Annotated in this window: 25 protein-coding genes; 17 read left to right on the forward strand and 8 right to left on the reverse strand. The window is 64.7% G+C overall.

Features of this window, described 5'->3' with window-relative positions; all coding sequences use genetic code 11:
- The coding region (gene secA / locus FXB38_RS40285) for a preprotein translocase subunit SecA (RefSeq protein WP_148756438.1) at positions 1-2,829 on the reverse strand (2,829 nt) is incomplete at its 3' end.
- 352 nt (positions 2,830-3,181) lie between these two features.
- Between secA and FXB38_RS40290 the strand changes: the two genes are divergently transcribed.
- The 3 genes from FXB38_RS40290 (at position 3,182) to mutT (ending at position 5,898) form a co-directional block, all read left to right on the forward strand.
- A complete protein-coding gene (locus tag FXB38_RS40290) occupies positions 3,182-4,093 on the forward strand; it encodes a peptidylprolyl isomerase (protein ID WP_148756439.1) in 912 nt (303 codons plus the stop codon).
- Positions 4,094-4,236: 143 nt separating this feature from the next.
- Positions 4,237-5,478 carry a bifunctional glutamate N-acetyltransferase/amino-acid acetyltransferase ArgJ gene (gene argJ / locus FXB38_RS40295; protein ID WP_148756440.1) on the forward strand — a complete coding sequence of 414 codons (1,242 nt, stop codon included), beginning with the start codon at positions 4,237-4,239 and terminating at the stop codon, positions 5,476-5,478.
- A gap of 9 nt (positions 5,479-5,487) precedes the next feature.
- Positions 5,488-5,898, forward strand: coding sequence for an 8-oxo-dGTP diphosphatase MutT (gene mutT, locus FXB38_RS40300; RefSeq protein WP_148756441.1), 411 nt, complete (start codon positions 5,488-5,490; stop codon positions 5,896-5,898).
- A 135-nt stretch (positions 5,899-6,033) separates the two neighbouring features.
- On the opposite strand, the gene FXB38_RS40305 is transcribed toward mutT, so the two are convergent.
- The gene (locus tag FXB38_RS40305; RefSeq protein ID WP_187435495.1) at positions 6,034-6,903 is read right to left on the reverse strand and encodes a methyltransferase domain-containing protein; all 870 of its coding nucleotides are present in this window, start codon (positions 6,901-6,903) and stop codon (positions 6,034-6,036) included.
- 117 nt (positions 6,904-7,020) lie between these two features.
- Between FXB38_RS40305 and FXB38_RS40310 the strand changes: the two genes are divergently transcribed.
- From FXB38_RS40310 to FXB38_RS40330, 5 genes are all read left to right on the forward strand, one after another.
- Entirely contained in the window at positions 7,021-7,335 is a 315-nt protein-coding gene (locus FXB38_RS40310) for an NIPSNAP family protein (protein WP_148756443.1), read from the forward strand.
- A 65-nt stretch (positions 7,336-7,400) separates the two neighbouring features.
- Positions 7,401-8,198, forward strand: a complete 798-nt coding sequence (locus FXB38_RS40315; RefSeq protein ID WP_148756444.1) for a ComF family protein — start codon at positions 7,401-7,403, stop codon at positions 8,196-8,198.
- Between the two features lie 47 nt (positions 8,199-8,245).
- Positions 8,246-8,521, forward strand: coding sequence for a glutaredoxin 3 (gene grxC / locus FXB38_RS40320; protein ID WP_148756472.1), 276 nt, complete (start codon positions 8,246-8,248; stop codon positions 8,519-8,521).
- On the forward strand, positions 8,518-9,396 hold the full coding sequence (locus FXB38_RS40325) for a carbon-nitrogen hydrolase family protein (protein WP_148756445.1): 879 nt from the start codon (positions 8,518-8,520) through the stop codon (positions 9,394-9,396). The genes grxC and FXB38_RS40325 overlap by 4 nt, the downstream gene beginning before the upstream one ends.
- Positions 9,393-9,875, forward strand: coding sequence for a DUF1178 family protein (locus FXB38_RS40330; RefSeq protein WP_148756446.1), 483 nt, complete (start codon positions 9,393-9,395; stop codon positions 9,873-9,875). Before FXB38_RS40325 ends, FXB38_RS40330 begins: the two co-directional genes overlap by 4 nt.
- 13 nt (positions 9,876-9,888) lie before the next feature.
- Here the strand turns inward: FXB38_RS40330 and FXB38_RS40335 are convergent, their stop codons facing one another.
- The 3 genes from FXB38_RS40335 to FXB38_RS40345 all read right to left on the reverse strand — a co-directional run bounded on the left by FXB38_RS40335 (position 9,889) and on the right by FXB38_RS40345 (position 12,165).
- Positions 9,889-10,788 carry an EamA family transporter gene (locus FXB38_RS40335; RefSeq protein WP_148756447.1) on the reverse strand — a complete coding sequence of 300 codons (900 nt, stop codon included), beginning with the start codon at positions 10,786-10,788 and terminating at the stop codon, positions 9,889-9,891.
- A gap of 120 nt (positions 10,789-10,908) precedes the next feature.
- Positions 10,909-11,682 (reverse strand): bifunctional 2-polyprenyl-6-hydroxyphenol methylase/3-demethylubiquinol 3-O-methyltransferase UbiG, encoded by a 774-nt coding sequence (gene ubiG / locus FXB38_RS40340; protein WP_187435493.1) that lies wholly within the window; start codon positions 11,680-11,682, stop codon positions 10,909-10,911.
- A 15-nt stretch (positions 11,683-11,697) separates the two neighbouring features.
- Positions 11,698-12,165, reverse strand: coding sequence for a PH domain-containing protein (locus tag FXB38_RS40345; protein WP_148756448.1), 468 nt, complete (start codon positions 12,163-12,165; stop codon positions 11,698-11,700).
- A gap of 178 nt (positions 12,166-12,343) precedes the next feature.
- Between FXB38_RS40345 and FXB38_RS40350 the strand changes: the two genes are divergently transcribed.
- The 3 genes from FXB38_RS40350 (at position 12,344) to prfA (ending at position 17,273) form a co-directional block, all read left to right on the forward strand.
- Positions 12,344-13,600 (forward strand): aspartate kinase, encoded by a 1,257-nt coding sequence (locus FXB38_RS40350; protein ID WP_148756449.1) that lies wholly within the window; start codon positions 12,344-12,346, stop codon positions 13,598-13,600.
- 267 nt (positions 13,601-13,867) lie between these two features.
- Positions 13,868-16,135 (forward strand): phosphoenolpyruvate--protein phosphotransferase, encoded by a 2,268-nt coding sequence (gene ptsP / locus FXB38_RS40355; RefSeq protein ID WP_148756450.1) that lies wholly within the window; start codon positions 13,868-13,870, stop codon positions 16,133-16,135.
- 52 nt (positions 16,136-16,187) lie between these two features.
- A complete protein-coding gene (gene prfA, locus FXB38_RS40360) occupies positions 16,188-17,273 on the forward strand; it encodes a peptide chain release factor 1 (protein WP_148756451.1) in 1,086 nt (361 codons plus the stop codon).
- A gap of 15 nt (positions 17,274-17,288) precedes the next feature.
- On the opposite strand, the gene FXB38_RS40365 is transcribed toward prfA, so the two are convergent.
- The gene (locus FXB38_RS40365) at positions 17,289-17,768 is read right to left on the reverse strand and encodes a MarR family winged helix-turn-helix transcriptional regulator (protein ID WP_148756452.1); all 480 of its coding nucleotides are present in this window, start codon (positions 17,766-17,768) and stop codon (positions 17,289-17,291) included.
- Positions 17,769-17,876: 108 nt separating this feature from the next.
- On the reverse strand, positions 17,877-18,491 hold the full coding sequence (locus FXB38_RS40370; RefSeq protein ID WP_148756453.1) for a hypothetical protein: 615 nt from the start codon (positions 18,489-18,491) through the stop codon (positions 17,877-17,879).
- A 252-nt stretch (positions 18,492-18,743) separates the two neighbouring features.
- Here FXB38_RS40370 and FXB38_RS40375 point away from each other — a divergent pair, with 252 nt between their 5' ends.
- From FXB38_RS40375 to FXB38_RS40390, 4 genes are all read left to right on the forward strand, one after another.
- Complete coding sequence (locus tag FXB38_RS40375) at positions 18,744-20,078, forward strand: substrate-binding protein (protein WP_148756454.1); 1,335 nt, start codon at positions 18,744-18,746, stop codon at positions 20,076-20,078.
- Between the two features lie 98 nt (positions 20,079-20,176).
- A complete protein-coding gene (locus FXB38_RS40380; RefSeq protein ID WP_148756455.1) occupies positions 20,177-21,052 on the forward strand; it encodes a branched-chain amino acid ABC transporter permease in 876 nt (291 codons plus the stop codon).
- 11 nt (positions 21,053-21,063) lie between these two features.
- Complete coding sequence (locus FXB38_RS40385; protein WP_148756456.1) at positions 21,064-22,896, forward strand: branched-chain amino acid ABC transporter ATP-binding protein/permease; 1,833 nt, start codon at positions 21,064-21,066, stop codon at positions 22,894-22,896.
- Positions 22,893-23,591, forward strand: coding sequence for an ABC transporter ATP-binding protein (locus FXB38_RS40390; RefSeq protein WP_148756457.1), 699 nt, complete (start codon positions 22,893-22,895; stop codon positions 23,589-23,591). Before FXB38_RS40385 ends, FXB38_RS40390 begins: the two co-directional genes overlap by 4 nt.
- A gap of 11 nt (positions 23,592-23,602) precedes the next feature.
- On the opposite strand, the gene FXB38_RS40395 is transcribed toward FXB38_RS40390, so the two are convergent.
- Positions 23,603-24,028, reverse strand: coding sequence for an HIT family protein (locus FXB38_RS40395; RefSeq protein WP_148756458.1), 426 nt, complete (start codon positions 24,026-24,028; stop codon positions 23,603-23,605).
- 91 nt (positions 24,029-24,119) lie between these two features.
- Between FXB38_RS40395 and prmC the strand changes: the two genes are divergently transcribed.
- Both prmC and FXB38_RS40405 read left to right on the forward strand, forming a co-directional pair.
- Positions 24,120-25,016, forward strand: a complete 897-nt coding sequence (prmC, locus tag FXB38_RS40400; protein ID WP_148756459.1) for a peptide chain release factor N(5)-glutamine methyltransferase — start codon at positions 24,120-24,122, stop codon at positions 25,014-25,016.
- 462 nt (positions 25,017-25,478) lie between these two features.
- A complete protein-coding gene (locus tag FXB38_RS40405; RefSeq protein ID WP_148756460.1) occupies positions 25,479-26,270 on the forward strand; it encodes a DUF4167 domain-containing protein in 792 nt (263 codons plus the stop codon).
- Positions 26,271-26,274: the final 4 nt, after the last annotated feature.

A 26,274-nucleotide genomic window follows, 5' to 3' on the forward strand; every position in this document is an offset into this window, starting at 1 on the left:
GCCATGACAATGCTTGTACTTCTTGCCTGAGCCGCAGGGGCAGTCCTCGTTGCGGCCGATCTTGCCCCAACTGGCAGGGTTCTTCGGATCGCGCAGCGCGGCATCCGTGGCCTGCGGGGCCAGCGTGACGCTGGCGAGCGCCATTTCGTCCTCGCCGGTATCCGGATTGAGCTTGTGCGCTTCCATCTGCGGCAGGATGGGCGCCTCCTGCTCCGGCGGGACGATCTCGACCCGCATCAGCTGCGCGGTAACGGCCTCGCGCAGGTGCGCGCTCATCTCCTGGAAGAGATTGAAGGCTTCGGTCTTGTACTCCTGCAACGGATCGCGCTGGCCGTAGCCGCGCAGGCCGATGACCTGGCGCAGATGGTCGAGCATGATCAGGTGCTCGCGCCAGAGATGGTCGAGCGTCTGCAGCAGAATGGTCTTCTCGACGTAACGCATCACGTCGGGACCCCATTGCCCGACCTTGGCTGCCATGTGCTCGTCGGCGCGGGTCTCGATGCGCTTGAGCAACTCCTCGTCGGCGATGCCCTCTTCCTTGGCCCAGTCCTGGACCGGCAGGTCGAGATCGAGCACGCGCTTCAGCTCTTCGTTCAGGCCGGCGACATCCCACTGCTCGGCATAGGCATGCTCGGGCACGTGCTTGGCAACGAGATCGTCGATGAAGGCGTGGCGCATGTCGGTGACGGTCTCGGCAACGCTGTCGTCCTTCATCAACTCGACGCGCTGGTCGAAGATCACCTTGCGCTGGTCGTTCTGGACGTTGTCGAACTTGAGCAGATTCTTGCGGATGTCGAAGTTGCGGGCCTCGACCTTCTGCTGCGCCTTCTCCAAGGCCTTGTTGATCCAGGGATGGATGATGGCCTCGCCCTCTTGCAGGCCGAGACGCTGGAGCATGCTGTCGAGGCGATCCGAGCCGAAGATGCGCATCAGATCGTCTTCCAGCGACAGGAAGAACTTCGAGCGCCCGGGGTCGCCCTGACGTCCGGAACGACCCCGGAGCTGGTTGTCGATGCGGCGGGATTCATGCCGCTCCGAACCGATGATGTAGAGACCGCCCGGCTTCTTGACGGTCTTGGCCGGCTTCGAGCCCTTTGCCGGCTCGATCTCGACGGTCTCCTCGGCCTTCAGGACGATCTCGCGGAAGTGCTCGATGTCGGCCTTGATCTGCTCGATCTTCCTGGCCTTCTCGGCCTCGTCCGCGATATCGGCAGTCTCCTGCTGGATCCGCATGTCGAGCGAGCCGCCAAGCTTGATGTCGGTACCGCGGCCGGCCATGTTGGTCGCGATCGTGATCGCGCCGGGAACGCCGGCCTCGGCAACGATGTAGGCTTCCTGCTCGTGGAAGCGCGCGTTCAGCACCGCGAACAGCTTTGCCGGCTTGTTGGCGCGCGCCGCGGCGTACAGCTTCTGCATCGAGTTCTCGTTGCCGAAATCGATCTGCCGGTAGCCGTGCTTCTTGAGGTACTCGGCAATCACCTCCGACTTTTCGATCGAGGCCGTGCCGACCAGAACCGGCTGCAGCCGCGCATTGGCGCGCTCGATCTCGGCCAGGATCGCGGCGTATTTCTCGTTCTGGGTGCGATAGACCTCGTCGTCCTCATCCAGGCGAGCGACCGGCAGATTGGTCGGGATCTCCACGACCTCGAGCTTGTAGATGTCGAACAACTCGTCGGCTTCCGTCAGCGCCGTGCCGGTCATGCCGGCGAGCTTTTCGTACATCCGGAAATAGTTCTGGAAGGTGATCGAGGCGAGCGTCTGGTTCTCCGGCTGGACCTGGACGTGCTCCTTGGCTTCCAGCGCCTGGTGCAGGCCTTCGGAATAGCGGCGGCCCTGCATCATGCGGCCGGTGAACTCATCGATGATCACGACCTCGTCGTCGCGGACGATGTAGTCCTTGTCGCGTGTGAACAGCGTGTGGGCGCGCAGCGCCTGGTTGATGTGGTGCACGACGGAGACGTTCTCGACGTCGTAGAGCGACTCGCCCTTGAGCTGGCCGGCATCGCGCAGCAGCTTCTCGATCTTCTCCATGCCGGCTTCGGTGAGCGTCACCGTGCGCTGCTTCTCGTCGACGTCGTAGTCGCTCTTGTCGAGCTTGGGCAGGAACGAGTCGATGGTGTTGTAGAAGTCGGAGCGGTCGTCGAGCGGGCCGGAGATGATGAGCGGCGTGCGCGCTTCGTCGATCAGGATGGAGTCGACTTCGTCGACGATCGCATAGAAATGCGGCCGCTGGACCATGTCCTCGAGCCGGTACTTCATGTTGTCGCGGAGATAGTCGAAGCCGTATTCGTTGTTGGTGCCGTAAGTGATGTCGCAGGCATAGGCCGCCTTGCGCTCGACATCGTCGAGGCCATGGACGATCACGCCGGTGGTCAGGCCGAGGAAGCCGTAAATCTGACCCATCCAGGCGGAGTCGCGGCGGGCGAGGTAATCGTTGACGGTGACGACGTGGACGCCCTTGCCGGCGAGCGCGTTGAGGTAGACCGCGAGCGTTGCCACCAGCGTCTTGCCTTCGCCGGTCTTCATCTCGGCGATGTCGCCCTCGTGCAGCACCATGCCGCCGATCAGCTGGACGTCGAAATGGCGCTGGCCGAGCGTGCGCTTGGCAGCCTCGCGCACGGTGGCGAAGGCTGGCACCAGCAAATCGTCCAGCGTCTTGCCCTCGGCAAGCTGCTTCTTGAAGTCAGCGGTGCGGGCCTTGAGCGCCTCGTCGGAGAGCTTCGAGACCTCGGGCTCCAGCGCGTTGATCGCGTTGACGCGGGACTGATATCCCTTCACCCGCCGGTCGTTGGCGGAGCCGAAAAACTTGCGGGCGAGCGCGCCGATCATGCCTAGTTCCTGTGTTCGCGATTTAACCGCGTTGCAGCCAAGAAGTTGTCACCCGCCTGCCTATCAACTCACCGTGACGCCTGTCGGCGTCAGAGCCCGGACTGCGGGGGTCATCCGCCAGATGGGTGGGAATTGGGCTAGTCTGGGTTCAACGGCCAAAAACGCAGCAAAATAAACGCCATCGCCATGGTCGCGACCGGGCAGAGATATGGCCCGGTCAGGGCCTTGTCAACGGCAGGCGCATTGCGGCTAATTCATCATTTTGACAGACTTTTCGCGTTGCCAAGCCCCCCTGAATTGGGCGAGTGTCCGCCCCGCTTAAGCAGCCCCTGCTTCAACATAAGGATTTTGCATGACCACCTCGTTCCCGGTCACCACCGGCCAGCGTTTCCGCCACGCGTCCGCCCTGGCTGGCTGCTTTGCCCTGGCGCTGTCCCTGGCGTTCGCTGGTCCGCTCCGGGCCGCCGACGATCCGGTCCTGGCGAAGGTCAATGGCGTTGACATCAAGAAGAGCGACGTCGCCATGGCCGAGGAGGAACTCGGACCGAGCCTCGCCCAGATGGATCCCGCGACCAAGGACGAGAATGTCCTGTCGTTCCTGATCGACATGAAGATCGTGTCCAAGGCCGCCGAGGACAAGAAGGTCGCCGACGGCGAGGAATTCAAGAAGCGGATGGCGTTCGCCCGCAATCGCCTGCTGATGGACAGCCTGCTGGCCCAGGAAGGCAAGGCCGCGACCAACGACGACGCCATGAAGAAGGTCTACGAGGAGGCCTCCAAGCAGATCACCGGCGAGCAGGAAGTGCGCGCCCGCCACATCCTGGTCGAGACCGAGGACGAGGCCAAGGCGGTGAAGGCCGAGCTCGACAAGGGCGCCGATTTCGCCGAGCTCGCCAAGAAGAAGTCCAAGGATCCCGGCTCCGCCGACGGCGGCGACCTCGGCTTCTTCACCAAGGAGCAGATGGTGCCGGAATTCTCGGCCGTCGCGTTCGCGCTCGAGCCGGGCAAGATCTCCGATCCCGTGAAGTCGCAGTTCGGCTGGCACATCATCAAGGTCGAGGAAAAGCGCAACCGCAAGGCGCCTGAGTTCGACCAGGTCAAGGCCCAGATCGAGCAGTACGTCACCCGCAAGGCCCAGGCCGACTACGTCGCCAAGCTCCGCGCCGAAGCCAAGGTCGAGCGGACGGACCAGCCGGCGGCCGACGCAAAGCCGGCCGATACCAAGCCTTCCGACAGCAAGATGGCGCCCCCCGCCAAGAAGTAAAAATTCGCTGTCACTTCGGTGACGCCAAGAGTATCTAAGCATCGCAATGGCCGGGCCGAAAGTGCGAAGCACGTCTTCGCACTTGATGTCCCGGCCATCTGCATATCCAGACCTCACCAAGGCACAAGCCAAGGCACCTCGCGATGTCCTCAACCGCCTCCCCGCTCGCCCCGAAGAACGTTCCCGCCATGCCCGTGATCGCGGGCGTCCGTCTCGCGACGGCCGAGGCCGGCATCCGCTACAAGAACCGCACCGACGTGCTGCTGGCGATCATGGACAAGGGCACCGCGGTCGCCGGCGTCTTCACCAAGTCGAAGTGCCCGTCCGCGCCGGTCGAATGGTGCCGCGCCAAGCTCAAAGGCGGCAAGGCACGCGCGCTGGTCGTCAATTCCGGCAATGCCAACGCCTTCACCGGCAAGACCGGCCGCAGCTCCACGGCGCTGACCGCGAAGATCGCGGCCAAGGCCGTCGGCTGCAGCGAGAGCGAGATCTTTCTGGCCTCGACCGGCGTGATCGGCGAGCCGCTGGACGCGACCAAGTTCGACGGCGTGCTGGAACGCCTCGCCGAGACCACTGAGGCTGGCGATTATCTCGCTGCCGCCAAGGCGATCATGACCACCGACACCTTCCCCAAGGTCGCGACCGCGACCGTGAAGCTCGGCAAGGCCAAGGTCACCATCAACGGCATGGCCAAGGGCGCCGGCATGATCGCCCCCGACATGGCGACGATGCTATCCTTCATCTTCACCGACGCGCCGATCGCGCCCGCCGCGCTGCAGGCGCTGCTCAAGGCCGGCGTCGAGGACACTTTCAATGCCGTCACGATCGACGGCGACACCTCGACCTCCGATACGCTGCTGGCTTTCGCCACCGGCGCTGCCGCAGAGCACGGCGCACCAAAGATCAGCCGTGCCAGCGATCCGCGCCTGAAGTCCTTCGTCAAGGCGTTCAACCAAGTGCTCGCCAATCTTTCCGAACAAGTTGCCCGTGACGGCGAAGGCGCGCGCAAGCTGGTCGAGATCACCGTCGATGGCGCCAAGACCAAGGCCTCGGCGCGCAAGATCGCGATGTCGATCGCCAACTCGCCGCTGGTGAAGACCGCAATCGCCGGCGAGGACGCCAATTGGGGCCGCGTGGTCATGGCCGTCGGCAAGGCCGGCGAGCCCGCCGACCGCGACAAGCTCTCGATCTCCTTCAACGGCATCCGCGTCGCCAAGAGCGGCGCGCGCGATCCGTCGTACGACGAGGCGCAGGTGTCGGAGGCGATGAAGGCGCCGGAGATCGCGATCAAGGTGTCGCTCGGCCTCGGCAAGGGCCGCGACCGCGTGCTGACCTGCGACCTCACCAAGGAATATGTCGCGATCAACGGCGATTACAGGTCGTAGCTGAAGCTGATGGCTGATCTCAAACTGACACTGGTGGTAGCGTGCGCGCTGGTCGACGCCGACAAGCGCGTCCTGATCGCGCAGCGCCCCGAGGGCAAGACGCTCGCGGGCCTCTGGGAATTTCCCGGCGGCAAGCTGGAGCCGGGCGAGCGGCCGGAGCAGAGCCTGATCCGCGAGCTCAATGAGGAGCTCGGCATCACCGTCGCCGAGCCGTGCCTGGCGCCGCTGACCTTCGCGAGCTACGGCTACGAGACCTTTCATCTGTTGATGCCGCTCTACATCTGCCGGCGCTGGGAGGGCCAGGTCATGGCGCGGGAGGGCCAGAAGCTGGCCTGGGTCCGTGCCAACAAGCTGCGCGACTATCCGATGCCGCCGGCGGACATTCCGCTGATCCCGCATTTGATTGACTTGCTGATGTGAGGCTTGCCTGCCCCGGACGCAGCGCAGCGCTTCTTCAGCGGTGCGCTGCGTAGCCGGGGCCCATGCGCTAACGGCAGACTGGGTCCCGGCTCTGCGCAGCAGCGCAAGAGCGCTGCAGCGCGTCCGGGACACGTGTCAGCTCTCCCCGGCCTTCTTCACCGCCTCCGCCAGGCTCGCTTTCGCCGATCCCGGCTTCAGCGGCTGCTGCTGGCTCGCATGCGGGGCCCAACCGGAGAGCCAGATGATATCGAAGGTCGCACGGACGCGGCCGTCGGCGTCGGCAAAGCGCTCGGCATAGATTTCGGCCATGCGCAGCAGGGTCGCGCGCCGGCTCGGCGTGCGCCGCCGCTCGATCAGCACATTGGCCGCACCCATGCGGCGAAGATCCTGCATCAGGGCAAAAGCATTGGAATAGCGCACCACGACGCGGTCGACGTCGGTGACCGGCAGCGCAAAACCCGCCCGCTGCAACAGCGCGCCGATATCCCGCAGATCCGCGAACGGCGCCACCCGCGGCGACACGCCGCCCTCGCATTCGACTTCCGCCGCAGCAAACGCCTGGCGCAGCTCGGTCAGGCTGTCGCCGCCGATCATCGCGGCGAGCAGTAGCCCGTCCGGCTTCAGTGCCCGGCGAATTTGCGCGAGCACGCCGGGAAGATCGTTGACGAATTGCAGCGCCAGCGCCGACACGACAAGATCGAGGCTTTCTGGAGCGAAGGGCAGCTTCTCCTCGCCGGTCTCGCCAAGCGCGATCTGCTGAAATGACGGCAGTCGCGCTCGTAACGCCGCCAGCCCCTCGCCTGGCGTCCAGAGATCAGCCGGCGCGTGAAATTCGCGCATCACCGCAGCCAGCCGGTCGGACATGTCCTCGGCCACCCGATCGAGCAGGAAGGTCACGGCACCTTGCGCCTGCGCACGGCGCTGCCGCGCGTGCAGCAAAGCACGATCGAACAAGGCGGGCGGCGTTTGTCGGTTTGTGGCCATGGCGCTGGTTACGCCGATCATGCCGGTTCTGGCAATCCACTGCATGTGGCGCTAGCCTTCCTCGTGGACGCCGCACCGGCCCTCGCGTTCCAAGCCAACAATGCGCGCCAGCTTTGTGGCGCACTGGAGCATCAGACGATGATCACCTGTTACCTGCGATACGAGATCCCCCCGGACAAGCTCGCCGAATTCGAAGCTTATGGCAGGATGTGGCTGGAACTAGTGCCAAGATTCGGCGGCATCCACCACGGCTACTTCCTGCCATCGGAAGGGGCGAGCGACGTCGCCCTCGCGATGTTCAGCTTCCCGAGCCTCGCGGCGTACGAACAGTATCGGAAGGACAGCGCCGAAGATCCGGACGTCCAGAAGGCGATCGACTTCGCAAGGCAAACGCGCTGCTTCCGTCGCTATGAGCGATCGTTCTTCCGGCCCGTGCTGCCGAAAGGGCCGTAGGCCGGGCACAGACAAGAGCAGCCCATTGCCTTGAGCGTGGCGCAGGACGGGGCTAGCCTTGCCCAATGGACGCCGAGGCATCACCATCACGCTCCATTTCCAGCCATCTGCGCGGCGCGCTCAAGGCCTGCCGCGGTGTGCTGGCGCATCTGCCAAGGCTCGCGCTCGACATTGCGCTACCGACCTTGTGCGTCTCCTGCCGCGAGCCGGTGGATGGCGAGGGTGTATGCGCGGCGTGCTGGGCAAGGCTGTCGTTCATCGAGCGGCCCTATTGCCCGCGGCTCGGTATTCCCTTTGTCTATGATCCCGGCCCCGACATGCTGTCGATGGAGGCGATCGCGAGTCCACCGGCCTACCAGCGGGCACGCGCGGCGGTGCGCTATGACGACGTCGCGCGCACGCTGGTGCATGCGCTGAAATACCAGGACCGCACGGATCTCGCGCCCGCCATGGGCCGCTGGATGGCACGCGCGGGCGGTGAGCTGCTTGCCGGCGCCGACATGCTGGTGCCGGTGCCCCTGCATTGGCGCCGGGCCTGGCGCCGCCGCTACAACCAGTCCGGTGCGCTGGCGCACATCATCGCGCGACAGAGCGGGATCAAGGTGCGGGGCGAGGTGCTGCGCCGGGTGCGCCACACGGAGCAGCAGATAGGCCTGTCGCGAGCCCAGCGCGCCACGAACGTGCAGGGCGCATTCCAGGTATCCCCGGACCGTCAGGCCGAGATCCAGGGCCGGCGCATCGTCCTGGTCGATGATGTCCTGACATCAGGTGCGACGCTGGATGCCTGCGCGCGGGCCTTGCTGCGCGCCAAGGCAGCCCAGGTCGACGTGCTGGTCTTTGCCCGGGTTGTCGAGAGCCGCTAAACTCCCATATAATTCAACAAATTCATGACATGAAAGCGCTGGACGCCATGACCGCTGCTGTCGAGATCTACACCAGGCCGGGCTGCGGCTATTGTTCCGCAGCCCGGTCGCTTCTGACCCGCAAGAAGGCGAGCTTCACGGAATTCGACGTCGCCAAGGACGCGTCATGGCGCGACGAGATGTACGACCGCGCCGGCGAGGGCTCGACCTTCCCGCAGATCTGGATCGGCGGAACCCATATCGGCGGCTGCGACGACCTCTACGCGCTCGACCGCGAAGGCAAGCTGGACGGCCTCCTCGAAAGCGTCAAGGCGGCCTCATGAGCGACAGCAGGACCTTCACCGCCGCCATGGTGCAGATGCGCACCGGCTTGATGTCCGAGCCGAGCCTCGCACAGGCGACGAAACTGATCCGGGAGGCAGCTGCCAAGGGCGCCGACTACGTGCAGACGCCCGAAGTCAGCAACATGATGCAGCTGAACCGCAAGGCGCTGTTCGAGCATCTCCAGAGCGAAGAGGACGACGCCTCGCTGAAGGCATATCGCTCGCTCGCGGCCGAGCTGAAGATCCACATCCATGTCGGCTCGCTGGCGTTGCGCTTCTCGCCGGAGAAGGCGGTCAACCGCTCCTTCCTGATCGGGCCCGAGGGCAATGTGCTCGCGAGCTACGACAAGATCCACATGTTCGACATCGAGCTGCCGGACGGCGAGAGCTATCGCGAATCCGCCAATTACCAGCCGGGCGAGACCGCCGTGATCTCCGACCTGCCCTGGGGCCGCGTCGGGCTGACGATCTGCTACGACGTGCGCTTCCCCGCGCTCTACCGCGCACTCGCTGAAAGTGGCGCCTATTTCATCACCGTGCCGTCGGCCTTCACCCGCAAGACCGGCGAGGCGCACTGGCACATCCTGCTGCGGTCGCGCGCGATCGAGACGGGCTGCTTCATCTTCGCAGCTGCGCAGGCCGGCCTGCACGAGAACAAGCGCGAGACCTATGGTCACTCGCTGATCATCGATCCCTGGGGCGAGATTCTCGCCGAGGGCGGTGTCGAGCCCGGCATCATCATGGCCAAGATTGACCCGGCCAGGGTCGAGACCGCACGCCGCGCGATCCCCTCGCTCCAGCACGGCCGCCGCTTCGGCGTCTCCGATCCCAAGGCCGGGCCGGATCATCTGCACCTGGTGCGGGGATCGGTATGATCCGCTACGCGCTCCATTGCGACCGCAAGCACGCGTTCGAGAGCTGGTTCCAGAGTTCGTCGGCTTATGATTCGCAGGTGAAGCGCAAGCTCGTGACCTGCCCGATCTGCGGCTCGGCCAAGGTCGACAAGGCGATCATGGCGCCGCGTATCATCGGCAAGAAGGGGCGCGGCAGCGCGACACCGCCGCCGGAGCCGACCACGACGTCAACGCCTGAGGCGGCGCAGTCTGGATCCACCTCGCTGATGATGGCGCAGGAGCGCGAGCTCCGCACCAAGCTGAAAGAGCTGCGCGACCACATCGTCAAGAACGCCGACAATGTCGGCGAGCGTTTTGCCAACGAAGCCCGCGCGATGCATTACGGCGACAAGGAGCACCGTCCGATCTACGGCGAGGCCTCGCCCGACGAGGCAAAATCGCTGATCGACGAGGGTATCGAGGTGTCGCCGCTGCCGACGCTGCCGGAAGACAGGAACTGACGCGCAAAGCGCGTCAGAATCCCACCAGCAGCGCCACGCCGACCACGATCAGCACGATGCCAAAAATCTCGCGCGGCGCGATCGGCTGCTTGAAGGAGTAATACGCCACGGCTTGCGCGAACAGCACCTCGATCAGCGCGAGCGTGCGGACATTGGCGGCAGCCGTCAGCGCAAACGCCAGGAACCAGAATTGCGAGGCGAAGGCCCCCATGAAGCCCGCCAGCAGTGACGGCCTCCACAGCCCCAGGATCGACTGAAGCACTTTTGGCGCGCGCCAAAGCAGATAGATCGTCAGGATCAGCGTCTGCACGAACAGGCCGAGCACCAGCGTGAACGAGGCCGAGGTCACGAACGAGACGCCGGGAACGTTGATGATCGCGCCGCGGAAGCCAACAGCGGAGAGCGCGAAGGCCGCGGCCGCAACCAGGCCGGTGATCGTCGGCTTCAGCTCCGCAAAACTCTTCTCGCCGCCCGGCCGCAGCGCGGTGATGACGACGCCGACGGTCGCGATCACGATCGCCAACACCTTCAGCCAGGTCAGGTGATCGCCGAGGAAGACGAAGCCAAAGATCGCAGTCTGGATCGCCTCGGTCTTCAAATAGGCTGTCGTCACCACGAAGGAGCGGTCGTTCATCGCGAGCAGCATCAGCCCGGTGGCGACGATCTGGCTGAGCGCACCGAGCAGCAGCCACGGCCAGAACACGGTCGGCGGCATGCCGAGACGATCGCCGGTCGCGACCAGCACAAACCCTAAGAATAGCAGCGAGAACGGGAAGCCGAACAGGAAGCGGATATTGGTCGCGCCCCAGGTCCCCAGCGGCTTCGTCAGCGATCGCTGCATCGCATTGCGCGCGACCTGGCCGAGCGCAGCAATGACGGTGAAGGGAATCCAGAGGCTGGTGGCGGTGAACATGGGGTGTGTGAGCGGGGGGTGACTGCACTACGGGGTGGATGACTGCAAACTGCCGAGGGCGCGGCAACAGGTCAATCGGCGCAACGTCATAGGAGCGATGCTCGCGCCTCGCTCACCCCCTCACACCATCCGCTCCGCCACGACCATGTAGTTCACGTCCATGTCCAACGAGAGGGTCCATTTGTCGGCGAAGGGGGAGTAGACCACGCCGGTCTGCTCGGTGATGACGAGGCGGTTGTCGAGGAGATACTTGGTCAGCTCGTCGGGGGTGACGAACTTGTTCCACTCGTGGGTGCCGCGCGGCAACCAGCGCAGGACGTATTCGGCGCCGACGATGGCGAGCGCAAAGCTCTTCCAATTGCGGTTGAGGGTAGACACGACCATCAGGCCGTTGGGCTTCAGCATCGAGGCGCAGCGCTTCAGGAAGACGCCGACGTCGACGACGTGCTCGACCACCTCCATCGCCAGCACGATGTCGAAACGCTCGCGCGGATCGATCTCCTCCACCGTGGTGCAGCGATAGTCGATCGACAGATGGCTCTTGTCGGCATGCAGCTTCGCCGCGGCGATGTTGCTGGCCGACGGATCGACGCCGATGACCTGCGCACCCAGCCGCGACAGCGGCTCGCACAACAGGCCGGCGCCGCAGCCGATGTCGAGCACGCGCAGGCCGCCGAGGCAGTTGAGGCTGCGCACATTGCGCTCGAACTTGCGGCAGGCGGCGTCGCGGATATAGCCGAGCCGCAACGGATTGATCCGGTGCAGCGGCGCCATCTTGCCCTTGGGGTCCCACCATTCGGCCGAGAGCTTTGAGAATTTCGCGATCTCGGCGGCATCGACGGTCGAGCCCGGCGCGCGGGGTGCGGTTGCGGAAGTATCTTGCTGCATGCTCATGGGTTACGCGCGGTCCTACCGCGTGGTGATCGAACTACGGAAGGCGAGTGGCGAGGCGATGGTCTTGATCGTCTCGATGCCCTCGCCGACGCCGCGAATGGTCACGTCGCCGTAGTTGAGAATTCGTCCAAGAATGGTTTGATCGACGTCGACGCTCTCGACCTTGTCCAGCGCCATCTCGAAGGTGCGGCGCTTGATGAAGCCGGTCTTGTGCACAACCCGGAGGTTGGTGACGTCGGTCTCGGTGGTGAAGCGATGGAACCAGCCCTTCACGGTCCAGTAGAGCGCTGCCAGAGCCACGAGGCCGGACGCGACGAGACAGAGCAGGACGAGGCCTTCAACAATGGTTTGCCGGGACGCCACGAACAGCGCCAAGACTACGATCCAGGCCACAATCGCCGGAAAATAGAAGATCCAGTGCGCATTGGTCGAATACAGCACCCGCTCGCCCGGCTGCAGGATCTCGTCGATATAACGCGCCATGATCTCGGTTAACCCATTACCCCCAAAGGCGACGCCCCCAAAGGCGACCTCAAGCCTGCCCCGCAGGAACCCGCTTGCCCCCGGCCCCGCCGCTATGTATACGCGCGGTCGGTGTCCGCAAGCACCGGTCCATTGCGGGTCACCATACTGATCCTTATGAGGGAATGCACGCGTCGTCATGAGCCGCCTCGTGATGAAATTCGGCGGCACGTCCGTCGCCAACATCGAACGTATCCGCAACGTCGCACGCCATGTGAAGCGTGAGGTCGACGCCGGCCATGAAGTGGCTGTGGTCGTCTCGGCGATGTCGGGCAAGACCAACGAGCTGGTGGCCTGGTGCACCGAGGCCTCGCCGATGCACGACGCGCGCGAATACGACGCCGTCGTCGCCTCCGGCGAGCAGGTGACCTCGGGCCTGCTCGCCATCGTGCTCCAGGGCATGGGTATCCAGGCCCGCTCCTGGCAGGGCTGGCAGATCGCGATCAAGACCAGCGACGCCCATGCCTCGGCCCGGATCGAGGACATCGACGGCAGCGAGATCATCACCCGTTTCAGGGATCGCAAGGAGGTCGCGGTCGTCGCCGGCTTCCAGGGCATCGATCCCAAGACCAACCGCATCACCACGCTCGGCCGCGGCGGCTCCGACACCTCGGCCGTGGCGATCGCCGCCGCCGTCAAGGCCGACCGCTGCGACATCTACACCGACGTCGACGGCGTCTACACCACCGACCCGCGAATCGTGCCGAAGGCCAAAAGGCTCGACAAGATCGCGTTTGAAGACATGCTGGAACTGGCCTCCCAGGGCGCGAAGGTGCTCCAGGTGCGCTCGGTGGAACTCGGCATGGTCCACAACATGCCGATCTTCGTCCGCTCGAGCTTCGACAAGCCCGAGGACATCGACCCGCATGCCAACCAGCCGCCCGGCACGCTGATCTGCAGCGAGGAGGAGATCATGGAAAGCCACGTCGTCACCGGCATCGCCTTTTCGAAGGACGAGGCCCAGATCTCGGTGCGCCAGATCGAGGACAAGCCCGGCGTGGCGGCGTCGATCTTCGGCCCGCTCGCGGACGCCAATATCAACGTCGATATGATCGTTCAGAACGTGTCCGAGGACGGCAAGACCACCGACCTCACCTTCACGGTGCCGGCCGCCGACTACAACCGCGCCAAGGACACGATTACCGCCGCCAAGGCCAAGATCGGCTATATCAGGCTTGATACCGCCACCGACGTCGCCAAGATCTCGGTGATCGGCAGCGGCATGCGCAGCCATGCCGGCGTCGCCGCTCAGGCGTTTTCGGCCCTCGCCGGACGGAACATCAACATCCGGGCCATTACAACCTCCGAGATCAAATTCTCGGTTTTGATCGACACCGCCTATACCGAGCTTGCGGTGCGCACCCTGCATACACTTTACGGCCTCGATCAGGTTTAGACTAATTTTCTCTTAGCGGTTGCAGCAAACGCGAAGTGTACACACCTTCGCGTTTGGCAGGCGTTTTGCTTGGCAAAACAAGCCTCAATTCGCTATACGGCGAACAGGGTGGGCTGCCGCAGACTGTGTCCCAGTTCAGGCTGCTGATTCGGTGCAAGCGGTGGCTTGCGCCTGCGCCGGACGGACAATTTGATTGTTTTTCTGGAATTTTAGGCCAGCCGCCGGCCAATATCGCCGGGTCGGGCAGACGGAGGAGATTGACGGTTCATGCGGAGCGCGTCGGGAGGTCCCCGCGTCTTGTTGAGACGGCTCCGCGAAACCATGGCGGAGCAGGTCTCGGCCCAGGAGCGGCTGGACAAGATCGTGGTGCTGATCGCCGCCAACATGGTGGCCGAGGTGTGCTCGGTTTACGTGCTGCGCGTCGACAACACCCTCGAGCTCTACGCCACCGAAGGCCTCAACCGCGAGGCCGTGCACCATACCGTGCTGAGTGCCCATGAGGGTCTGGTCGGTCTCGTCGCCAGCGAGGCGACGCCGCTCAACCTGAACGACGCACAGAGCCATCCGGCCTTCTCGTTCCGCCCCGAAACCGGCGAAGAGATCTACCACTCGTTCCTCGGCGTGCCGATCCTGCGCGCCGGCAATACGCTCGGCGTGCTGGTGGTGCAGAATCGCGCCAAGCGCACCTATGTCGAGGAAGAGCTCGAGGCGCTGCAGACGACGGCCATGGTGCTGGCGGAGCTGATTGCGTCGGGCGAATTGTCCGCGCTCGCTCAGCCGGGCCTCGAGCCGGCCGCGCGCCATTCCACGCAGAAGGCCGGCGCGATCCTCTCGGAAGGCATTGCGCTCGGCCATGTCGTGCTGCACGAGCCGCGCGTCGTCATCAAGGACTACATCGCCGAGGATCTGCCGAAGGAGATCAAGCGGCTCGACACCGCGCTCGCCAAGCTGCGCTCGGATCTCGACCGGATGCTTGAGCGCGGCGACGTCGCCGAGGGCGGCGAGCATCGCGACGTGCTCGAAGCCTACCGCATGTTCGCCAACGACCAGGGCTGGTCGCACAAGCTGCACGAGGCGGTCGCCACCGGCCTCACGGCGGAAGCCGCGGTCGAACGCGTCCAGTCCGACACCCGCGCCCGCATGCTGCGCGTGACCGATCCCTATCTGCGCGACCGGCTGCACGATCTCGAGGATCTCGGCTACCGCCTGATGCGGCAGCTGGTCGGCCAGGACCACGCGCCCTCGCGCGAGCAACTGCCCGACAACGCCATCGTCATTGCGCGCGCGATGGGACCGGCGGCGCTGCTGGACTACGACCGCAAGCGCCTGCGCGGCATCATATTGGAGGAAGGCACCGCCAATTCCCACGTTTCGATCGTGGCGCGCGCGCTCGGCATTCCCGCAGTCGGCGAGGTGCCGAATGCGCCGGGCATCGCCGATCCCGGCGACGCTGTCATCGTCGACGGCACGTCGGGCACGATCTATGTGCGGCCGTCGCAGGAGATCGAGGCGGCCTTTGCCGAGCGCGTCCGCTTCCGCGCCCGGCGCCAGGCGCAATATCTGGCGCTACGTGACCGGCCTTGCGTCACCAAGGACGGCCAGAAGGTCGAGCTGCTGATCAATGCCGGTCTCGCCATCGACCTGCCGCATATCGAGGACACCGGCAGCGCCGGCATCGGCCTGTTCCGCACCGAGCTGCAATTCATGGTCGGCCAGAGCCTGCCGCGCACCAGCGATCAGCTCGCGCTCTATCGCACCGTACTGGATGCCGCGGGCCAGAAACCCGTCACCTTCCGCACCCTCGACATCGGCGGCGACAAGGCGCTGCCCTATATGGAGACGGTGATCGAGGAGAATCCCGCGCTCGGCTGGCGCGCGATCCGGCTCGGGCTCGACCGTCCCGGCCTGTTGCGTGGCCAGATCCGCGCGCTCTTGCGCGCCGGCGGCGGCCGCGCGCTGCGCATCATGTTCCCGATGATCTCGGAGGTCGCCGAGTTCGATTCGGCGAAGGCGCTGGTCGAGCGCGAGCTGACTTATCTGCGCCAGCACGGCCACACGCTGCCGGAGCGCATCGACATCGGCACCATGGTCGAGGTGCCGGCGCTGCTCTACCAGCTCGACGAGCTCTTGAAGAAGGTCGACTTCATCTCGGTCGGCTCCAACGATCTGTTCCAGTTCCTGTTCGCGGTCGACCGAGGCAATGCCAAGGTCTCCGAACGCTTCGACACCATGTCGGCGCCGATCCTGCGCGCGCTACGCGACATCGCGCAAAAATCGCTCGCCGCGAAGAAATCACTGTCGCTCTGCGGCGAGATGGCCTCGAAGCCGATCGGCGCGCTGGCGCTGATCGCGATGGGCTACCGTTCGCTGTCGCTATCAGCGACCGCGCTCGGCCCGGTCAAGGCGATGGTGATCGACCTCGACGCCAAGAAGGCCGAAGCGATGCTTGGGCCGCTGCTGGATGCGCCGACCGGCAGCGTCTCGATCCGGCAGAAATTGACGGAATTTGCCGAGGCCGAAGGCCTGGCGTTGTAGCGGGCCTGCCGCTCGCCGCCTCGCCTCCCCTCCGCCTTTTGAGACCAAACCGATGTCGTCACTCCCCGAAGCCAAACTTGACGTCCTGCTCGCGCATCACGCCTCGCTCGAGGCCGAATCGCTGGGACAGCTCTCTTCCGAGCGCTACGTGCAGGTCACGCGCGAGCTCGCCGAGATCACCCCACTGATCGAGGCGGTGAAGACTTATCGGTCGGCGCTCAAGGAACTCGCCGACACCGAGGCGCTGATCGCCGATCCTGCGACCGATGCCGAGATGCGCAGCATGGCCGAGGCCGAGCGCGACGAGCTGACGCCGAAGATCGAGGAGCTGGTCCAGAAAATCCGCGTCGCGCTGCTGCCCAAGGATGCCATGGACGACCGCAACGTCGTGCTGGAAATCCGCGCCGGCACCGGCGGCGACGAGGCCTCGCTGTTCGCCGGCGATCTGTTCCGGATGTACGAACGCTTCGCAAGCCTGCAGGGCTGGAAGGTCGAGGTGATCTCGGCCAGCGAAGGCACCGTCGGCGGCTACAAGGAAATCATCGCGGAGGTGCAGGGCCGCGGCGCGTTCTCGAAGCTGAAGTTCGAATCCGGCGTTCACCGCGTGCAGCGCGTGCCCGACACCGAGACGCAGGGGCGTATCCATACATCGGCCGCCACCGTCGCCGTGATGCCCGAAGTCGAGGAGGTCGACGTCGAGATCAAGAACGACGATCTGCGCATCGAGACCATGCGCGCGCAAGGCGCGGGTGGGCAGCACGTCAACAAGACCGAATCGGCAATCCGCATCACCCACATTCCGACCGGCATCGTGGTGATGATGCAAGACAGCCGCTCGCAGCACAAGAATCGCGCCTCCGCCATGAACATCCTGCGCTCGCGCATCTACGACGCCGAACAGCAGCGCCTCGATGCCGCGCGCTCGGCCGAGCGCAAGGAGAAGGTCGGCTCCGGCGACCGCAGCGAGCGCATCCGCACCTATAATTTCCCGCAAGGGCGCGTCACCGACCACCGCATCAATCTGACGCTCTACAAGCTGCCGCAGGTGATCGCGGGCGAAGCGCTTGGCGAACTGACCGATGCGCTGACCACCGAGCACCAGGCCGCACAGCTCGCCGCGCAGGGCGCGGCAGCGTGACGGGCGGCGCGGCGCTCAGGCCTCGCTGGACTCTCCGAACGATTTCAACAGACGACTCAGCGCCGGGCTCGCAGCACGGCGGAGCTCCTCGAGATTCTTCCGCGAGAGCGCCTGGAGCTTCTGCTCGCCCTTCTTCGTCAGCTTGAGATGTACGCGCCTGGCGTCCTCCGGATCGGCACCGCGGCTGACGAGCCCGAGCTTGGCCAATCGATCGATCAGCTCGACAGCGGAATGATGCCGGACCAGCAGGAAGCGCGCGACATCACCGACGGTCGCGGGACCGGGGCCGACAAAACCCTTGATGCCAAGCAGCGCCTGGTGTTGCGTCGGCGTCAATCCCTGTTCGGCAGCCGCCGCCTCGCTGAATGCCAGAAAGCTCCGGATCTGGTAGCGAAACTGCGCCAGCGCTGCGTAATCGGAATCACGCATCGCGCTGCCGGTGCGCCTGGCCGACGTCACCACCTTGGACCGCTGCGCCTTCTTCGCCCGAACCATGCCACCTCGACCATGCCGCCCCGCGTCGCGGGAGACATAGCCTAAAGTAGCAAGCGGCCGCAGCCGGACCAACCGGCCGGTGTCACGGATGCACAGCTATCCGACCGCCTATTCGAAGCTGGACAACAGGATCTTCACCAGGATGACCTGAAATGCGATCGGGATGCGGACGCTCTTCCGCCGGATCGAGCGCTGCAGCGCGCCGGCGATCTCCGCACTGGTCAAGGCGCCGGCCGACGCATTGGCGATCAGCTCCGACCACATCTGCGACAGCGAGCCGCCGGGCGGAAGCACCGGCTTGATGGTGACGCCACAGCCCTGCGCCCAGTCGACGATCTCCCGCACCGTGTGCGGCCCGCAATTGCGCGCGGTCGCAAGGCGCTCGGCCGTCAGGGCGCGCAGCAGCTCGCGTGAAAGCGACCAGTCGCCCCTCGGCGGCTGCTCGCCGGTGAGCTCGACCGCGAGCTCCTTCAGGACGTTCTGGGCCCGCACGCTCAGTCTCTTCATCGGCGCCGGCGCGCGCTTGGCTGGAACGGAGCCGATGGCTGGTCCCCGCTCGCCGGCCGGCCGGTTGCGTGGCTCGGACGTGCGGGAGGGCTCGCCGGACTGCGGCGTCGCGCGCTGGTCGCTGCCCTCCGCGGGCCACGCCGCCTCAGGCCGCTCCGCCTCCCGCGGCCAGGATCGTCGCTTCCGGGCACCTGCCACCGTCGTCTGCCGCGCCATCTCGCTCGCCGAACCCGCCAGCCCCGTACTCACAAAGGCTAATATATATCGTGCTCCGATATGTTTTCACGACATAATTTTCGTCGTTCGACCAAAGACGAAATTGACAGAAGGCGTTCACAAGCAATGCTTATGGCCAAGAGCTACACGCGGATGTGACGTGCCCGGCGCAGGCAGGCCTATGAGGCCGGCTTGCCGCCGGACAAGTCGTGTTTTGCCTGCAAACAAGAACGATGTTCGGAGGAAACGACCATGACTGACGATCTCATCCGCCGCGGCCTTTCGCGCCGTGGCCTGCTCCAGACCACAGCGGGCCTGATCGGCGGCACGGTGCTGCCGGCGATGCCGGCCTTTGCCGAGGACAAGCCGGCGATCGGCTCCTATCCGGCGGGCGTGTCGGGTTCCACGGCCTTCATCGGAATTTCCGTGCCGCGCACCGGGACCTACGCCGTGCAGGGCGAGGACGAGCTCAAGGGCTATCAGCTCGCGATCGAGCACATCAATGAAGGCCATGAGCTGATCAAGAAGATCTCGCCCAAGACCAGCAAGGGCGTGCTCGGCAAGGAGCTGAAGTTCGGCGTCGCGGATTCTGCGGCCAAGCCAAACGAAGCGGTGCAGGCGCAGCAGCGCTTCATCAGCGAGAACAAGGCGATCATGATCACCGGCGGCACGTCGAGCGCCGTTGCGGTCGCGCTGAACAAGCTCGCCCAGCGCGAGCATGTGATCTTCGTGTGCGGCATTTCCGGCTCGAACGACACGACCGGCAAGGATTGCGTTCGCTATGGTTTTCGCCAGAATTTCTTCGGCCAGACCGCTGCTGCCGCGATCGGACCGGTGATGGTGAAAGAGTTCGGCAAGGGCAAGAAGGCCGCGTATCTCACGCCGGACTACACCTACGGCCACACCGTCACCAAATCGATGCAGGACTTCCTGGCGAGCGCCGGCTGGACCACCGTGACCAACCAGGTCGCGCCGCTCGGCGCGCCCGATTATTCCTCGTATCTGCTCAACGTCGCGAACTCCGGCGCCGACGTCCTGATCAACGTCAACTGGGGTCATGACGCGGTGCTCTCGACCCAGCAGGCCAAGCAGTTCGGCGTGCTCGACAAGATGAAGCTGGTGGTCCCCTACCAGGTGCCGTTCATCGCGCGTGAAACCGGCGGCCTGATGCAAGGCGTCTACGCCGCGACCGATTATTGGTGGACGATCGAAGACAAGTTCCCGCTGGCCAGGATGTTCAACGAGGCCTTCGAGAAGAAGTACGGCTACAAGCCAGAATGGGGCGCCGAGAACTCCTATGTCAGCTTCGCTCACTGGGCCCGCATGTGCGAGGAAGCCGGCAGCTTCAATCCGCCCGACGTGATCAAGGCCTATGAGAAGGGCGAGACGATCCCCTCCCTCGTCGGCGACGTGCATTACCGCCCCGAGGATCACCAGTGCATTCGCCCGGTGATCATCGTCAAGGGCAAGCAGCAGAAGGACATGAAAAACAAGGAAGACTGGTACGACGTCGTCGAGATCGTCCCGGGTGAGGGCCTGATGCAGAAGCCGGACGCATTCGGCTGCCATCTCGGCGACTACACCTGATCCCGAGCTAACCCCTGTGACGCCGTGGGCCGCCTCTGGACCTGCGGCGTCACCTTTTTTGACGCATATCTATCGCGCGTCACAACAGCGATCGTTGCATGATTAGTTGGCCCAATCTCGTTTCGCAGCTTTTCAACGGGCTTGCGCTCGGCGCCTTGCTTGCGCTGATCAGCTCCGGCCTGACCATCATTTACGGCACGCTCGGCGTGCTCAATCTCGCGCATGGCGCGATGTTCATGATCGGCGGCTATGCCGGCTTCGTCACCTACCAGTACACGGAATCGTTCATCCTCGCCGTCATCGCGGGCTCGCTGTTCGTGATGCTGCTCGGCGTCGTGATGGAACGCGTCATCATCCGCCACTTCTATCATCGCCCGCACGAAGATCAGCTGCTGGTGACCTTCGGGCTCGGCATCTGCTTCGTCGAACTCGTGCGCCTGATCTTTTCGAGCCAGTCGCAGCTGGTGCCGCCGCCGGCGCTGTTCCAGGGCATCACCAATCTCGGCTTCATGTTCTATCCGACCTACCGCCTCGCGGTGGTCGGCATCGTCGCGGTCGCACTGGGCGCGCTGTTCATCATCCTCTACCGCACCCGGCTCGGCATGATCGTGCGCGCCGGCATCGAGGATTCGGTGATGGTCGATTCGCTCGGCATCAATGTCTACCGCGTCTTCATGATCGTGTTCGGCATCGGCGCAATGGCCGCGGGCTTCGCCGGCATCGTCAACGCGCCGGTGGTGTCGCTGACACCGGGCATCGGCGACGACATCCTGGTCCAGACCTTCGTGGTGGTGGTGATCGGCGGCGTCGGCTCGTTCCCCGGCGCGATCCTCGGCGGCCTGATCGCCGGCGAGATCATCAGTGTCACCTCCATGTTCAACCCCGGTTACGCCTATGTGATGCTGTTTGCGGCGATGACGCTCGTGCTCGTGGTGCGACCGCATGGTCTGCTCGGCGTCCCGGGCCGCGAGTAAGTGATCCGCTGATGCTCAAGCAACGCCCGTTCCTGATCGAGACATTGACGGCCGTCGGCCTGATCGTGGCTCCCTTCGTGCTGCCTCATCTCGGCTTTGCGCCGAACACGGTGAACCGGATCCTGGTCTGGGGCCTGTTCGGCCTCGGCTTCGACATCCTGTTCGGCTTCACCGGGCTGCTGTCGTTCGGACAGTCCGCCTTTTACGGCACCGGCGGCTTCGTTGCCGCTTACCTCCTGACCCGCGCCGGCTTCAGCAACGTGCTCGGCGCGCTGGTCATCGGCATGATCGCGGCGGCGGCGACCGGCTATCTGATCGGCCTGATTGCGCTGCGCCGCACCGGCATCTACTTCGCCATGATCACGGTGGCGATCGCGGAAGTGTTCTTCTTCGTCGAGTTCAATCCGCTCTCGGATTTCACCGGCGGCGAGAACGGCCTGCCGGGCGTGCCGGCCCCGAGCTTCAATCTCGGCTTCACCACCATCCACTTCACCGATGGCTGGTCGCTCTATCAGTTCATCGCGCTGTGCTATTTCATCGGCATCATCATCGCGCTCAGGATCGTGCGCTCACCGGTCGGCGCGATCCTGAGCGCGATCCGGGACAATCCGCTGCGCGCCAGCGCCGTCGGCCACAACATCCACGGCTACAAGCTGACCGCCTTCGTCATCGCCGCCGCTTACGCGGGCTTCGCCGGCGGCCTGCTCGGCGTGCTCCAGGCCTTCATGCCGCCGGACGCTTTCACTTTCGACACCTCCGGCCAGCTCGTGATGCAGACCGCCATCGGCGGAAGGGGCACGCTGTTCGGTCCGCTGGTCGGCGCAACCGTGTGGCTGTTCCTGCAGGATTTCCTCCAGTCCGCGCTCGGCTTGGGAGCGGCCTGGAAGCTCGTGCTCGGCGTCGTGTTCGTGCTGCTGGTCTGCTTCCTGCGCGGCGGCATCATCGGCGGCCTCGTCGATCTCTACGGCCTCGTGTTCGGCAAGCATAAGCGGACGGAAGCGGAGCCGGATGCTGAAGTCACGCAGCCACCTGCCCCGGCGCCGATGCAGGCGAGGAAGGTCGAGCATCCCGCCTATTCCGGGCCGATCCTGAAAGCCACCGGTCTCACCAAGCGCTACGGCGGCCTCGTTGCCAACAGCGACATCGACTTCAGCGTCAATCAGGGCGAGCTGCGCGGCATCATCGGCCCCAACGGAGCCGGCAAATCCACCTTCTTCAAGATGCTGACCTGCGAGGTCCCGCCGACCTCGGGTCAGATTGTGTTCGGAGGCCGCGACATCACCGGCTTGAAGGTCACTGAAGTATGCCAGCTCGGATTGACCAAGAGCTATCAGGTCAACCAGCTCTTCACGGGCCTGACGGTGCGGCAGAACCTGACGATCGCAGCCCTCGCCGAGCTGCGCGGAAAATTCCGACTCGATCTGTTCCGCACACTTTCCGGCGTCAAGGGCCTGACGGAGCAGGTCGAGCACACGCTCGCTCTGGTGAACCTGACCCGCCGTGCCGACACGCCCGTGTCCGAGCTCGCCTATGGCGAGAAACGCAGGCTGGAGATCGGCCTTGCGCTCGCAACATCGCCGCGCCTGCTGCTGCTCGACGAGCCGCTCGCCGGCATGAGCCCGCGCGAGCGGGTCGAGACCGTCAAGCTGCTCAAATCGATCGCGCGTGGCCGCACCATGATCATCATCGATCACGACATGGATTCGCTGTTCGAGCTGGTCGAGCGCGTGACCGTGCTGCAGGAGGGTCGCGTGCTGGTCTCCGGCACGCCTGAGGAAATCAAGACCAACGCCGCAGTGCAGGAAGCCTATCTCGGCGGCGTGCACGGAGAGATCGCCGCATGAGCCTGATCGAGGTCAAAGGCCTGAACAGCTATTACGGGGATTCCCACATCCTGTTCGACGTCGCCATGCATGTCGAACGTCATGAGGTGGTGGCGCTGCTTGGCCGCAACGGCGCCGGCAAGAGCACCACGCTGAAAAGCCTGATGGGCGTCGTGACGCCACGCAGCGGCAGCGTGAAGTTCGACGGCACCGATATCGCCGGCCGCAGGAGCCACAAGATCGCGCAGGCTGGCATGCAGCTCGTGCACGAGGAACGCCGCATCTTCGGCAGCCTGTCGGTGGAGGAGAACATCGTCCTCGCCGGGATCACCGCCCCGAAACGCTGGCCGCTCGGGCGCATCTACGAGATGTTCCCGCGGCTAAAAGAGCGACGCGGCAACCGCGGCACTGAGCTCTCCGGTGGCGAGCAGCAGATGCTCGCGATTGCGCGGGCGCTGGTGCGCGATCCCAAGATCGTGCTGCTGGACGAGCCGTTCGAAGGATTGGCGCCCGTCATCGTCCACGATCTCGTCAAGGCCTGTCGCGAGCTTGCGGCCGCCGGCCAGACCATCGTGCTGGTCGAGCAGAATCTGGCGGCAACGCTGGCACTGGCGACGCGGATCTACATCATCAACAACGGCCATATCGTCCACGAGGGGCCGGCGCAGGAGCTCAAGGCCCAGCCGGAGCTGCTGCAGCGCTATCTCGGCGTCTAGTCAGTCGCTCATCAGCCACCAATTGCCGCGATCATCCGCTTGGCATGACCGGCGAGCACGGCCATCTCCTCCTTGCGCGTCTGCGCCGGTAGCAGCTCGACGCCAGCCCAGACCGGCATGACATGCATGTGCAGGTGAAAGACCACCTGCCCGCTGGCCGGCTCGCTGAACTGCTGCAGGATAATCCCTTCCGCGTCGAACGCCTTCATCGCCGCAATCGCGATCCGTTTTGCGGTTCGCGCCACCGCGGCGAGATCGTCATCCGCAATGTCGAGAATACCGCGCGCCGGCGCCCTCGGAATGACCAGCGTGTGCCCCGGCGAGCGCGGCATGATGTCCAGAAAGGCGAAGCTGCGGTCATCCCTGAACACCTCGAAACAGGGAATCTCGCCGCGCAGGATCTTTGCGAACACATTCTGATCGTCATAGGCCGTCATGGATGCCCTCCTCGGCTGCGCAGAGCGATCAAACGCGCTGCTTTCCGTTGACGCAAGCAATGCCGCCGATCTATCCACGATGCCAGGCAGGATGGCTCCATTGGCGACAGGTTTCGATTCCGGACACAGCATCGAGAGTGCGCGGCGCGCGCTCGTGGCGCGGCTGCAATCGGCCGGCATCGAAGAGCCGTCTCTCGATGCGCGCCTTCTCGTCGGCGCCGCGCTGGGGCTCGATCTGACCGGCCTGATCGCGCAGGCGGCACGACATCTCACACCCGAGGAGGCTGCGCGGCTCGAAGCATATGCGCAGCGAAGGCTTGCACATGAGCCGGTCGCCCGCATTCTCGGCACGCGGGAATTCTGGGGCCTGCCGTTCCGCCTCTCCGAGGCGACGCTGGTGCCGCGGCCGGACACAGAGACCGTGGTGGAGCTGGCGCTCGAGATTTTTCGCGAACGCACGACCGCGGGACAGGGCCTACGTATTGCTGATATCGGCACCGGATCGGGCGCGATCCTGCTCGCACTGCTGCACGAGATTCCGGATGCTTTCGGCGTCGGCACCGATCTCAGCCTCACTGCGCTTGGCACAGCAAAAGGCAATGCCGCCGCCCTCGGCCTTGCCGATCGCGCGGCGTTCGTCGCCTGCTCCTATGCGTCGGCGCTTCATGGCCCGTTCGATCTGATCGTGTCGAACCCGCCCTATATTCCTGCCGGGGAAATTCCGAAACTGAGCGTCGAGGTGCGCGAGCACGATCCGCATCTGGCACTCGACGGCGGAAATGACGGCTATGACGCCTACCGCGCGCTGATTCCGCAGGCGGCCGAACGGCTCGTGCCCGGCGGCACCCTGATCGTCGAAGCCGGACAGGGCCAGGCCGGCGATATCCAGACCTTGATGGCGGCGGCCGCGTTATCGATCGACACGCCGCCCAAGGCCGACCTGGCGGGCATTCCCAGGGCGGTCTCGGCCCGAAAAATGCCCCGATAAAAGCCGGATTGGGCTCTAAAAAACCTCTTGGAATATCCCCTGGGAACGACTACCTTCAGATCAGCACATCGGTGTCGGCCCCGTAGACCTACGGGCGAAAGCCGGGCTCTCAGGCGAGAGCTTCACTGATTTAAGGTTCCAAGCCGCAGGTCCTGTTAAGCGCGATGGCCCATTGAGGTACGCTGCTTTCCGACCGCAACGTGAACGAAAGCCTGATATTGCGCTTGAAGACTTACGCAACAAAGCAGGGCTTGTTTCGGCAAGCGATATGAATGGGTTCGCTGGCAATGAATGCTGGCGGTGGGGAACGCGTCTTTGTTGAACGCGACGGTCGACGAACATCGGCAGGGTTTAATCCGCTCTTGCGCGCGGTGCGCGTGGGGCATGTGAACCGCTGTCATCAGGTCACTCGTGGCAATCAGTAGTGCGTGCAACCTTTAGGGCTGTAATTAAAGGCAGGACATGAGAAACGGTCAGAACAAGCAGCGGATGCGCAACCGCAACAATAATAATAACAACAACAACAATAACCGGCGCGGCCAGAACCCGATGACCCGGGTCTACGAATCGAACGGCCCCGACATCAAGATCCGCGGCACCGCCTCCCACATCGCCGAGAAATATCTCCAGCTGGCGCGTGACGCGCGCTCCTCCGGCGATCCGGTCGCCGCCGAAAACTACTACCAGCATGCCGAGCATTATTTCCGCCTGATCGCGGCGGCGCAGGAACAGTTCCGCCAGAATCAGCAGCCGCGCGGCGACGAGCCCATCAGCACCAGCAGCGACGACGGCGAGGACGACGGCGAGAACTTCTCGAATTTCGGCCAGGAGCCAGGCTTTGTTCCGCAGCCGCCGCAGCAGCAACAGCCCTATCAGCGTGACGGCCAGCGCGATCACAATCGCGACTATCAGCAGCGCGACAATAACCAGCAGCCCTATGTTCGCGACCAGCAGCAGCCGCGCGAGCACCGCGAACGCGACCATCGTCCGCAACCGCAATATCAGCAGCACCAGCCGCAACCGCCGAACCAGCCGCAGCCTGTCGTCGCCGACGCCGGCAATGTCGACCGCCTGCCGTCGTTCATCACCGGCGCGCAGCCACAGACGAGCGGCACTCCGGGCAGCCTCGAAGGTGGCAATGGCGGCGGTGGCGAGCGTTTCCCGCGGCGGCGCCGCCGGCCGCATAATGGCCCGCGCCCCGAGCGCGAGGCAGCTCCGGCCGCCTCCGGCGACGATCTCGCCCCCAGCGAGTAAGCCG

Source organism: Bradyrhizobium cytisi (genome assembly GCF_008123515.1).
In the GTDB taxonomy this organism is placed as follows: Bacteria; Pseudomonadota; Alphaproteobacteria; order Rhizobiales; family Xanthobacteraceae; genus Bradyrhizobium; species Bradyrhizobium cytisi.

Excerpts from the sequence above, each read along its gene's own strand:
- FXB38_RS40290 (WP_148756439.1), top strand. The coding sequence starts at position 3,182 with ATGACCACCTCGTTCCCGGTCACCACCGGCCAGCGTTTCCGCCACGCG.
- FXB38_RS40325 (WP_148756445.1), top strand. The coding sequence starts at position 8,518 with ATGAGCGACAGCAGGACCTTCACCGCCGCCATGGTGCAGATGCGCACC.
- FXB38_RS40365 (WP_148756452.1), bottom strand. The coding sequence starts at position 17,768 with ATGGTTCGGGCGAAGAAGGCGCAGCGGTCCAAGGTGGTGACGTCGGCC.
- FXB38_RS40370 (WP_148756453.1), bottom strand. The coding sequence starts at position 18,491 with ATGGCGCGGCAGACGACGGTGGCAGGTGCCCGGAAGCGACGATCCTGG.
- prfA (WP_148756451.1), top strand. The coding sequence starts at position 16,188 with ATGTCGTCACTCCCCGAAGCCAAACTTGACGTCCTGCTCGCGCATCAC.
- FXB38_RS40390 (WP_148756457.1), top strand. The coding sequence starts at position 22,893 with ATGAGCCTGATCGAGGTCAAAGGCCTGAACAGCTATTACGGGGATTCC.
- FXB38_RS40395 (WP_148756458.1), bottom strand. The coding sequence starts at position 24,028 with ATGACGGCCTATGACGATCAGAATGTGTTCGCAAAGATCCTGCGCGGC.
- grxC (WP_148756472.1), top strand. The coding sequence starts at position 8,246 with ATGACCGCTGCTGTCGAGATCTACACCAGGCCGGGCTGCGGCTATTGT.
- FXB38_RS40335 (WP_148756447.1), bottom strand. The coding sequence starts at position 10,788 with ATGTTCACCGCCACCAGCCTCTGGATTCCCTTCACCGTCATTGCTGCG.
- ubiG (WP_187435493.1), bottom strand. The coding sequence starts at position 11,682 with ATGAGCATGCAGCAAGATACTTCCGCAACCGCACCCCGCGCGCCGGGC.
- FXB38_RS40405 (WP_148756460.1), top strand. The coding sequence starts at position 25,479 with ATGAGAAACGGTCAGAACAAGCAGCGGATGCGCAACCGCAACAATAAT.
- argJ (WP_148756440.1), top strand. The coding sequence starts at position 4,237 with ATGTCCTCAACCGCCTCCCCGCTCGCCCCGAAGAACGTTCCCGCCATG.
- FXB38_RS40345 (WP_148756448.1), bottom strand. The coding sequence starts at position 12,165 with ATGGCGCGTTATATCGACGAGATCCTGCAGCCGGGCGAGCGGGTGCTG.
- FXB38_RS40350 (WP_148756449.1), top strand. The coding sequence starts at position 12,344 with ATGAGCCGCCTCGTGATGAAATTCGGCGGCACGTCCGTCGCCAACATC.
- FXB38_RS40380 (WP_148756455.1), top strand. The coding sequence starts at position 20,177 with ATGATTAGTTGGCCCAATCTCGTTTCGCAGCTTTTCAACGGGCTTGCG.
- FXB38_RS40385 (WP_148756456.1), top strand. The coding sequence starts at position 21,064 with ATGCTCAAGCAACGCCCGTTCCTGATCGAGACATTGACGGCCGTCGGC.
- FXB38_RS40315 (WP_148756444.1), top strand. The coding sequence starts at position 7,401 with ATGGACGCCGAGGCATCACCATCACGCTCCATTTCCAGCCATCTGCGC.
- FXB38_RS40305 (WP_187435495.1), bottom strand. The coding sequence starts at position 6,903 with ATGATCGGCGTAACCAGCGCCATGGCCACAAACCGACAAACGCCGCCC.
- mutT (WP_148756441.1), top strand. The coding sequence starts at position 5,488 with ATGGCTGATCTCAAACTGACACTGGTGGTAGCGTGCGCGCTGGTCGAC.
- FXB38_RS40375 (WP_148756454.1), top strand. The coding sequence starts at position 18,744 with ATGACTGACGATCTCATCCGCCGCGGCCTTTCGCGCCGTGGCCTGCTC.
- prmC (WP_148756459.1), top strand. The coding sequence starts at position 24,120 with ATGGCTCCATTGGCGACAGGTTTCGATTCCGGACACAGCATCGAGAGT.
- ptsP (WP_148756450.1), top strand. The coding sequence starts at position 13,868 with ATGCGGAGCGCGTCGGGAGGTCCCCGCGTCTTGTTGAGACGGCTCCGC.
- FXB38_RS40310 (WP_148756443.1), top strand. The coding sequence starts at position 7,021 with ATGATCACCTGTTACCTGCGATACGAGATCCCCCCGGACAAGCTCGCC.
- FXB38_RS40330 (WP_148756446.1), top strand. The coding sequence starts at position 9,393 with ATGATCCGCTACGCGCTCCATTGCGACCGCAAGCACGCGTTCGAGAGC.